The sequence below is a fragment of the Candidatus Methanoperedens sp. BLZ2 genome, from assembly GCF_002487355.1.
Taxonomy (GTDB): Archaea; Halobacteriota; Methanosarcinia; order Methanosarcinales; family Methanoperedenaceae; genus Methanoperedens.
In genome coordinates, this window is sequence record NZ_NTMG01000054.1 from 68951 (window position 1) to 77533 (window position 8583).

Sequence of the window (8583 nt, forward strand, 5' to 3'; positions counted from 1 at the left end):
GTGATATTATGGAACTTACGATCCTTAAAAAAACGGACAAAGAAATTAACATTAAGGTAGCAGGTGAAACTCATACTCTGCTCAATATGCTAAAGACTGCTTTACTCAACAACAAACATGTTGAAATAGCAACATATGATATAAAGCATCCAACGATCAGCGAACCAATCCTTTTTGTGAGGACAGATGGCGCAGACCCCATCGATGTGATAAAAAAAGCATCGAAGGACCTGATCAAAGAATGCAAAGAGTTTATAGATCTTTTTACGAAGAAGACAAAGTAGTTAAAGCCGCATACTCCTCATCGATAAGGTCATCCACCATAACCCCGTTCTCAACCGCAATGAGAATGGCGCTGACCTCTATTAATACCTGTTTTGCAAACTCTTCCTGTTTTTTATTTATCATTGCAATAACTTTTCTTTTTTCTATTCCCGTGCCCTGTATTATCCGATCGATTATCCTGTCAAAAATTGTTTTGTTTTCTATAATTGTTTTGTTTTCTCCAATAACGGGTTTCCATCCGGAAGGTATCTCAATTTTTGATATATCAAATGAAGGATGTACAAATTCTCCTTCGCGTATTAAAAGACCCGAATTCTGGGCATCATTCAATATGTTTTTTGCCTGCTCAGGATTGAACCATTTCAAATCCAGGGAGAGCGCAAGGACAAATTCCATATCTTTTAGCGCATCTTTTCCCTTTCTTTTAAAGGGCATTGATACGGTATAAGTAAGATCAGACATTACCAGCCTTTCTTTTTATCTCTTCAACAATGGTATCAGCTATTCTTTCAGGAGCAGTCCTTGCCAGACCGTCGATAAGATGTATATTCATAGTAAGAACCCTGTTATCAAGGTTTGTCCTTACAAGATATGTATCGCCTTTGAAAGCAACACGGTTATAATTTGCATCCAGTACGGAATATTGCAGATTGATTTTAAAATCAATTGTTCCTTCCGGTGTAATGTCCTTTATCACCGGATCAAGAGTGTTCTTATTAAGAGGAACAAAATCAACGCTTTTATCTGCTATTTCAACTTCAATGCTTCTCTTGGCCTGTATAGGAGTTGCTTTACGGTCCGGGCCATCTGTGATGAATGTACCGAACTGGCCATTCAGTCCTGCAATTGTTCTTACCAGGAAAGGGAGGTCGGCTTCGAATCTAAATTTACGTTCAAATTCCGGGTTTTGCGGGAAAAGATGATAAGTGCGTCTCATATCAGCATGTATCGTCATGAAATCTTAAAAGCTTATTGCTTTGCGTTACTTTATAATGTATATTCCTTTACCTATTGTAGTTATAAAAGCCTCGCTTTTTACCTGTTTTTCAGAAAAAGCCCGTATCATCGCTTCTGCAATATTCTCTCTTTGATCCATCCTGCAAACCGCGATCAATGTAGGCCCTGAACCGCTTATTGTCACACCGGCTGCACCTGCCTGGATCGCACTTTGTTTGACCTCCCTGTATCCTTTTATAAGGTTTGAGCGGACCTCCTCAATTACGTGGTTAGCCATGCTTTCCCCGATAAGTCTTATATCACTTTTCATCATTCCGACTACCATAGAAGCGGCATTTCCCGTATTAAAAGAAATATCTTCAAGGGACAGTTTTTTTGGAAGGATAGCACGGGCCTGGCGCGTGCTGACTATGATTTCGGGATGAACTGCAACTATACCAATGTTCTCAGGGCGAAGAGAAATTATTTTGTCTTTATGCACAATGACGAATCCACCATAGATAGCAGGCGCTACATTGTCGGCATGAGCAGCTCCTGATACTGCTTTTTCACCCTGCGCAGCTATTCGCACAAGTTCATTCTGTGAAAGCCCGAGTTCAAACATCTCGTTTATGCCAAACGCGACGCCTGCCGCAGGTGCAGCGCTGCTCCCAAGCCCGCTTGAAAGTGGAATGTTCCTGTATATTGTGATCTTCACAGTGACCTTCATGATCGAAGCAACGATGCCTGCAATATTTCTTTGCGGGTCAGCTGGAACGAATTGGGAATCTCTTCCAAGCATTACTATTTTTGTACTATCGCTTTTTTCAATTTCAATTATATCATAAGGGGTTTCAAGGGCGATTCCGAATACATCAAAGCCTGCCCCCAGGTTAGCAGAAGTCGCAGGAACTCTTATTTTCAAATGATCTTTTACCATTATCGTTTGTAACCAATAGTTCGAAGGAATGATCTTCTTTCTTCTTTATCCCCTGAGCTTTCAATACCCTCTGGTTTTTCACCATCTATGACGCCAAGGATACCGCTACCCTGTTCAGTCCGGGCTATAATAACCTCCAGAGGATTGGATGTAGCGCAAAAAATATTACATACTTCCTGAAGGTTTTTAATCGAATTAAGGACATTTATGGGATATGCATTTCGCATGAATATTATGAAGCTGTGGCCGCAGCCAAGTTCCATGGCATTACTTTGCGCAGCTTTGATAAGTTCCTCATCATTTCCATCACTCCTTACAAGACACTTTCCTGATGCTTCGCAAAAGGCCAGGCCAAATTTAATGCCCGGAGCCGAAGTGATGAGTGCTTCGTACAGGTCCTCAGCGCTTTTTATGAAATGCGATTGTCCGAGGATCAGGTTTGTATCAGAAGGCGCCGTTATTTTTATAGATTTTAGTTCCATATGTATCTCCCATAATTATTATTGTTTTGTAGGTATTTAAATGATGCTGATTTTTATAATTTCCAGATCATAAGCATGTTTATAATATTTATGCACAAAATCTATGCATAGAATTTAATCTATGCAAAATCCATTTCAGGCAAGAGAGGAAAATGGATTGATTGTTTTTAGCCAGGGAACCTTTTTAAAGTCCATATCATTTTCCGTATAAATTGAAAATACATTGTTTTCTTTCATAGTTGCAGCCAGTAATGCATCCCAATAGTGAATGCCATTTGTTGTGCTAATTCCGATAGCGGATTTAATTGTTTGGGCATTATAATTAAGGACATGCCAGCCATGGAAATCTATGATAAGTTCAATAAAGTCTTTTGCAACCTTTGCAGGTATCGGATTTGATATCTTTTTTGTTACAACAACATAGAATTCCGAAAGATTCTGGACAGAAACTGCAAAATCTCGTTTTCTTTTCCAGCAGTCTGCCACAAGCTCATTGCATATCTCTCTCTTTTCGGGTTCACCCTCATCAAAAACATAGGTCAATAGGTTCGAATCGATAAGGGCAAGTTCATCGCTCATAGAGTTCATCCCTATCCCTGTATAATCTCTTACCGAAATTGAATTTCAGTTCAAGGAGTTTCAATGCCTCTTGCGCTATCTTTTCCTGCCTTTTTTCATATACCCATTTCTGCATCGCTTCAGTCAGAGCTTTCCCAAGATCGCCTTTTCTGGCGCCGTGAACGCTGCGGACAAGCTTTCGAAAATCCTTTTCGACGTCGTCTTTGACATTTACTGTTATCGTGCCCATGAATGTAAATGGATTTTTGATGTATTTAAATGTATTGCGGATCTAAATTTGAAGTTCAAAATTCACTTTTTGCCTTTCGTGTGGGGCAAAATATTAAATATTTGCCCCACATATAATCCATCATGCAAAAAGATCACCTCCTCGAAATTCTTAAATATCCCCCATACAACTGTAGATAGATTTTCAGACTATATACAAACTGCATGTCTTGTTTTCTTCATAAAGAAATTCTCATTCTCTATGAAAGAACAGGAAAAATCACAGAAAAAAGTATATTCAGTAGACACAGGTTTATCAAATGTGATAGGCTTTCGTTTTTCGAAAAACTCAGGAAAGCTCATGGAAAATGTTGTTGCAAATGAGTTAAGGATCAGACAGACTTTTGACCCTATGATAGAAATATATTATTACAAAGATGCAGCCGGAAGGGAAGTAGATTTCATAATAAAAGAGGGTTTACAAATAAGAGAGCTGATACAGGTTTGCGATGATATATCCAATATGGAAACAAAGGACAGGGAGATCACAGGAATGATCATGGCTATGAAAGAGTTAAATCTGGAAAGAGGTCTTGTGATAACAGAAGACTATGAGGGAGAAGAAAATATCAAAGGCAAAGAAATAATCTTTAAATCATTGTGGAAATGGCTTCTAATCCAGGAAACTGATAATCCTGCACACTAAACCTTCAGTTCATCAATATGTATCATCTCTTCAACATCAAGTAAAATCGATAACTCCTGCGTGTCTATTTCAATATCATTTTCCTGCACAAGAGCCATGGGATTCGTACCCCCGATCACAGCAATTCCCAGTTTATCCCTTCCCACCTGGATACCCAGGATATCATTATTGGGCTCCCCGACTTCAAGAATACATGAAAATCCCGATTCAACGAGTAAATCAAGCACCTGCTCTATCCTGTCGCGGGCCGACATGGGAGCTTCTCTGAGATTTGCCAGTATCTTTCCTGTGCCGGTGTTGATCATCTGGGTTACAGATGTGAGTTCCTGGGACATAAAAATATCAAGAGGATCGATCGTCGTACTATCATATGTCAAAACATCCGTAAATCTCAGAGGCGAACCTTCATGAATTTCAACGACACCCCCCAATCTTGGTTTTACAGGTATTCCGGCTTTTAGCAGTACACCATCTATAGTGATGCTGCAGGCTGTAGCTATTCCAATCTTTCCGGTTTCAATTTTGAGATTACCTATTTTTTCTCCATGTCGTATTATTTTAATAAATGGACTTACTGCAAGTCCGCTATGAATGGCCTGCCTGAAAAGACCAATGATTTTTTTAAAATCCGATTCATTGACTATGGAAATATTTACGATTATTTTACCTTTTCTTTTTACCGGATCAAAGGTAACCTCATACATCATATTTTCGATCCTTGAGATTATGAACATTAAATCGGCCATATTAATTCAGCAATCATGTATAATTACGATGAGTCATAAACATACCGAAAGATTAAGTATTTTTTAGACATGTAAGAAGTGATATTATGAATAAGCAGGTAGTAATTGATATTGTCAAAAATATTTTCGCTAATCGTGGTTACAGCATAAGTTCATCTGATATATGTGACCTGCTTGCCGAAAAGGATACAGAACATTTCCTTATTAAATTTGAAAAAGACCCTAATTATAATAATATAAGGTATTTTTCAAACATGGTGAAAAGATATGGCAAGGGAATAGTAATATCAGATTCCTTTGATGAGAAGATCCGCATGCTCGCACTTAATGACGGGCTTATACTATGGGACAGGGGGGAACTTGAAATGCAAATCGGAAGAGTGGTACTGGGAGAGGCACTTGCAAAGCATGAAGAAAAACCGGATGAGAACGAGTATAGTATTTTTTCATCAATTCAAGAACCGGTGAAAGTAAATGAACCTCAGGCAAAAGAACATTTAACAAAGGAATATGAAAAAACTATAAAAGTAATGCTTCGTTGCGTACCTGTAAATATAGGGAAAAAAGATGCTATATCAATAGCGCAAGCTAAAGTCGGAACGCCAAAAAGCCAGACATTGAAATTTATCCCGGTCTGGTATTATAGTTATTCTTTTAATATCCAGAAGAAATACAAATCAAAAGTGGTTGACCTGACGGGTGATGGTGAAGGATATATCCATGCTATAACTGGTGAGAATTTTTTTAATAAATACAGGGATATCAGGGAAAACATCATGATGCCCACCCAGAATTATGAGATAATGCAGCCTTCTATCCAGAAAAACGATGCTTCGGAAAAAGCCCTGAATTCCATTATCAGGGAACATACTAAGCAGGTCAGGCTGAATGAAATGATAGGTGATACGATAGTCTTTGAGAACAGGATATTTGCACCTGACCCATCTGAAATTAATCTTAATATTGATCTACTATATATTCCTGTCTGGGAGATAAAAGGCAAACGTGAAGTAATGGATATAAACGGCTATGATGGGCATATAATGGCAATTAAGGTCTATAACGATGCTGAAATGGTTTGAACCTGGATAGAATTCAAAATATTCATCTCCATATTAACAAATTCATTGATCTTCTTATATATTGTCATTTTTCCTTCCCCTGTAGCAGAATATTTCTTCGTCCTCATGTTTCCCTTCTCAAATTCTGCATATAATATCCCATCCTTCTTGAGCTTATATAAAGTCGTATATACAGTCCCCTGGCTCAATAAAACATTATACTTTCTATTAATCTCTTTAATTATCTCCAGGCCGCACATAGGTTTTTCAGACAGGAACTTTAGTAATATTATCTCAAGATGGCTTTTGACTATATCCTCTGTGCAAGCAACATTGTTATTAAAAAAATCCACATCAAAATGATCCGGTGAATTGCTGACTCTATTTATTGAAAACATCTGTCCGTATGTGTCCAGAGCCCTTAGATTATCATAGTAATGCTTTACTTTTAGTAAGGATTTCACCCTTTCACATAATATATCCATGTCAAAAGGTTTTGACAGGAATTCATCTGCTCCAGCCTGAATAGCCTTTATCCTGTCAGGCTTATCCTTAAGGTTGCTGATTAATATTATTGGAATTGATATTGTTTTTTCATTGCCCTTAAGCTTTCTGCATACTTCGTAGCCATTCATACCCTGCATTATTATATCAAGGAGTATTAAATCCGGCAGGAATTTTTCAACCTGTGTCAGTGCGTCATTTCCATTAAAAGCCCTGATTATCTCAAAATCATTAGACAGAATCCCATCCAGCAGTTCAACATTTACTGGTTCATCGTCTACTACAAGTATCCTGGGTTTATCCATTGTATTGCCTCGCTTTTTTTGTTTATTCTATATATAATACATTGTAGCTGGATGCAAACATTTAAACTGATTTGTGTAAAAAGTGTGATAAATCTGTACTTGTTTCAAAGTTTGTTTCGGAATTTGTTTCAAAATTTGAATCTTAGTAATATATATAAAACTGAATTTTCAATTGTATCTTTGTATCGCCATAAACTGCCCTTCGGGGGGCAATACGGGCTGCTGATATAGAATAAAGGTACAATTTCATTCTAAATCATGTAAATAATCAAAAATAAGGTGAAATAATGCAGAAAAGATCCGGGAATAAAAAAAAGGTTAAAGAAAATATTGAAAACAATATTAAAAGATCCCCAAACATACGGGATTCGGTAACCAAACATGTAAAAGAGGAAAAGACAAAGATCAGTTTATTAAACAATCTCCATATACCGATATTGTCCGTAGATAAAGACCTGAATGTTCGGTTCATTAACAAAGCTGGTGCCCAAGCCGTAGGGAGGGCGGCAGATGCCTGTATAGGACAGAAGTGCTTCAATATTATGAAAACCGATCATTGTAATACTTCCAATTGCCAGATGATAAGGGCGATTAAGGAAAATGGCAGTTTCACTTCCAATACCAGAGCCAAACTGCCTGCTGGTGATATTTCAATCCGCTATACTGCTTCCCCGCTTATTGATAATACTGGTAATATTGTGGGCGGAATTGAGAGTATTATTGACACCTCGGAAGAAGAGATGGCAGTTGCCGAGATCAAGTGTCTTGTTGAGGCGGCTATCGCAGGAAAGCTTGATACAAGAGGTAATCCCGACAATTTTAAGACTCCGGGATTTAAGAGTATTGTGCAGGGAGTGAATCAGACCCTTGATGCAGTTATCGGCCCGCTTAATGTAGCAGCAGAATATGTGGATCGGATCTCTAAAGGTGATATTCCTGAAAAGATCAAGGATGAATATAAAGGTGATTTCAATGAGATAAAGAATAACCTGAATAACTGTATCGATGCTATCCAGAACCAGGCCAATGCTGCGAGGTGTATTGGGCTTGGGGACTTGTCCGTGAAAATCAATGTCAGGTCTGAAAATGACATGCTGTCCAGGGGCCTGGTCAATGTGATCTCTGTACTTCAGGATCTTCAGAAGGAACTTACGCGCCTGACAGTAGCCTCCAAAGAAGGGCAGCTTTCAGAGAGAGGCAAGCCCGAACAGTTCAAGGGTGCATACGCAGACGTGGTACTGAATATCAATAACATGCTCGATGCAATCCTGTTACCCATTGCGGAGGGCAACCGGGTCCTCCATCTCATTCGTGGAGGCAATTTGCGGGAAAGGGTCGAAATCAACTGCAAGGGTGATCATGCCAAAATGAAGGATGCGGTAAACGGAGTACACGACTGGCTGAATGCATTGATAGTTTATGAAAAGAAGATAGCCAATGGCGACCTCACTGCAACCATTGAAAAAGCGTCTCCCGAAGATCAGATCCATGAGTGGCTCATGCTCCTTAAAACCAACATCGCCGCTCTGGTGACTGATGCCGACATGCTTTCAAAGGCAGCGGTTGAAGGAAAACTCGATACGCGTGCAGACGCTTCAAAACATCAGGGTGACTTCAGGAAGATAGTACAGGGCGTAGACGATACCCTTGACTCAGTCATTGGCCCTCTTAACGTGGCAGCAGAATATGTGGACCGGATCTCAAAAGGCGATATTCCTGAAAAGATCAAGGATGAATACAAGGGCGATTTCAATGAGATAAAGAATAATCTCAATAACTGTATTGATGCTGTGAATTTACTGGTAACAGATGCAAATATGCTTGCAAAGGCA

The 8583-nt window shown here is 38.9% G+C and carries 12 protein-coding genes; 4 read left to right on the plus strand and 8 right to left on the minus strand.

The features are described 5' to 3' along the window. Positions 1-8 precede the first annotated feature (8 nt). Complete coding sequence (locus CL181_RS09850) at positions 9-284, plus strand: DNA-directed RNA polymerase subunit L (RefSeq protein ID WP_097299139.1); 276 nt, start codon at positions 9-11, stop codon at positions 282-284. On the opposite strand, the gene CL181_RS09855 is transcribed toward CL181_RS09850, so the two are convergent. The 6 genes from CL181_RS09855 to CL181_RS20315 all read right to left on the minus strand — a co-directional run bounded on the left by CL181_RS09855 (position 265) and on the right by CL181_RS20315 (position 3451). Then, positions 265-747, minus strand: a complete 483-nt coding sequence (locus tag CL181_RS09855) for a DUF2240 family protein (protein ID WP_097299140.1) — start codon at positions 745-747, stop codon at positions 265-267. The two genes, CL181_RS09850 and CL181_RS09855, sit on opposite strands and share 20 nt — an antisense overlap. Beyond that, the gene (locus CL181_RS09860; RefSeq protein ID WP_097299152.1) at positions 740-1222 is read right to left on the minus strand and encodes a hypothetical protein; all 483 of its coding nucleotides are present in this window, start codon (positions 1220-1222) and stop codon (positions 740-742) included. Before CL181_RS09860 ends, CL181_RS09855 begins: the two co-directional genes overlap by 8 nt. 45 nt (positions 1223-1267) lie before the next feature. Next, complete coding sequence (locus CL181_RS09865) at positions 1268-2161, minus strand: homoserine kinase (protein ID WP_097299141.1); 894 nt, start codon at positions 2159-2161, stop codon at positions 1268-1270. Next, entirely contained in the window at positions 2161-2643 is a 483-nt protein-coding gene (locus CL181_RS09870) for an adenosine-specific kinase (RefSeq protein ID WP_097299142.1), read from the minus strand. The genes CL181_RS09865 and CL181_RS09870 overlap by 1 nt, the downstream gene beginning before the upstream one ends. 135 nt (positions 2644-2778) lie before the next feature. Beyond that, positions 2779-3222 carry a PIN domain-containing protein gene (locus CL181_RS09875; RefSeq protein WP_176505149.1) on the minus strand — a complete coding sequence of 148 codons (444 nt, stop codon included), beginning with the start codon at positions 3220-3222 and terminating at the stop codon, positions 2779-2781. After that, a complete protein-coding gene (locus tag CL181_RS20315) occupies positions 3212-3451 on the minus strand; it encodes a hypothetical protein (RefSeq protein ID WP_176505144.1) in 240 nt (79 codons plus the stop codon). Before CL181_RS20315 ends, CL181_RS09875 begins: the two co-directional genes overlap by 11 nt. A gap of 78 nt (positions 3452-3529) precedes the next feature. Here CL181_RS20315 and CL181_RS09880 point away from each other — a divergent pair, with 78 nt between their 5' ends. Then, positions 3530-4135 carry an ATP-binding protein gene (locus CL181_RS09880; protein WP_255251531.1) on the plus strand — a complete coding sequence of 202 codons (606 nt, stop codon included), beginning with the start codon at positions 3530-3532 and terminating at the stop codon, positions 4133-4135. Here the strand turns inward: CL181_RS09880 and CL181_RS09885 are convergent. Beyond that, positions 4132-4881: a DUF128 domain-containing protein gene (locus CL181_RS09885; RefSeq protein ID WP_097299145.1), complete on the minus strand. Its 750-nt coding sequence runs from the start codon at positions 4879-4881 to the stop codon at positions 4132-4134. The genes CL181_RS09880 and CL181_RS09885 overlap by 4 nt on opposite strands. Positions 4882-4967: 86 nt before the next feature. Between CL181_RS09885 and CL181_RS09890 the strand changes: the two genes are divergently transcribed. After that, entirely contained in the window at positions 4968-5963 is a 996-nt protein-coding gene (locus CL181_RS09890; protein ID WP_097299146.1) for a hypothetical protein, read from the plus strand. Here CL181_RS09890 and CL181_RS09895 read toward each other — a convergent pair. Further along, a complete protein-coding gene (locus CL181_RS09895; RefSeq protein WP_097299147.1) occupies positions 5939-6751 on the minus strand; it encodes a response regulator in 813 nt (270 codons plus the stop codon). The two genes, CL181_RS09890 and CL181_RS09895, sit on opposite strands and share 25 nt — an antisense overlap. Positions 6752-7038: 287 nt before the next feature. Here CL181_RS09895 and CL181_RS09900 point away from each other — a divergent pair. After that, on the plus strand, positions 7039-8583 hold a 1545-nt coding region (locus CL181_RS09900), incomplete at its 3' end, for a PAS domain-containing protein (RefSeq protein WP_141398867.1).

Coding starts and splice junctions, on each gene's coding strand:
- CL181_RS09865 (WP_097299141.1), bottom strand. CDS start 2,161: ATGGTAAAAGATCATTTGAAAATAAGAGTTCCTGCGACTTCTGCTAAC.
- CL181_RS09890 (WP_097299146.1), top strand. CDS start 4,968: ATGAATAAGCAGGTAGTAATTGATATTGTCAAAAATATTTTCGCTAAT.
- CL181_RS09885 (WP_097299145.1), bottom strand. CDS start 4,881: ATGGCCGATTTAATGTTCATAATCTCAAGGATCGAAAATATGATGTAT.
- CL181_RS09870 (WP_097299142.1), bottom strand. CDS start 2,643: ATGGAACTAAAATCTATAAAAATAACGGCGCCTTCTGATACAAACCTG.
- CL181_RS09860 (WP_097299152.1), bottom strand. CDS start 1,222: ATGAGACGCACTTATCATCTTTTCCCGCAAAACCCGGAATTTGAACGT.
- CL181_RS20315 (WP_176505144.1), bottom strand. CDS start 3,451: ATGGGCACGATAACAGTAAATGTCAAAGACGACGTCGAAAAGGATTTT.
- CL181_RS09855 (WP_097299140.1), bottom strand. CDS start 747: ATGTCTGATCTTACTTATACCGTATCAATGCCCTTTAAAAGAAAGGGA.
- CL181_RS09895 (WP_097299147.1), bottom strand. CDS start 6,751: ATGGATAAACCCAGGATACTTGTAGTAGACGATGAACCAGTAAATGTT.
- CL181_RS09850 (WP_097299139.1), top strand. CDS start 9: ATGGAACTTACGATCCTTAAAAAAACGGACAAAGAAATTAACATTAAG.
- CL181_RS09875 (WP_176505149.1), bottom strand. CDS start 3,222: ATGAGCGATGAACTTGCCCTTATCGATTCGAACCTATTGACCTATGTT.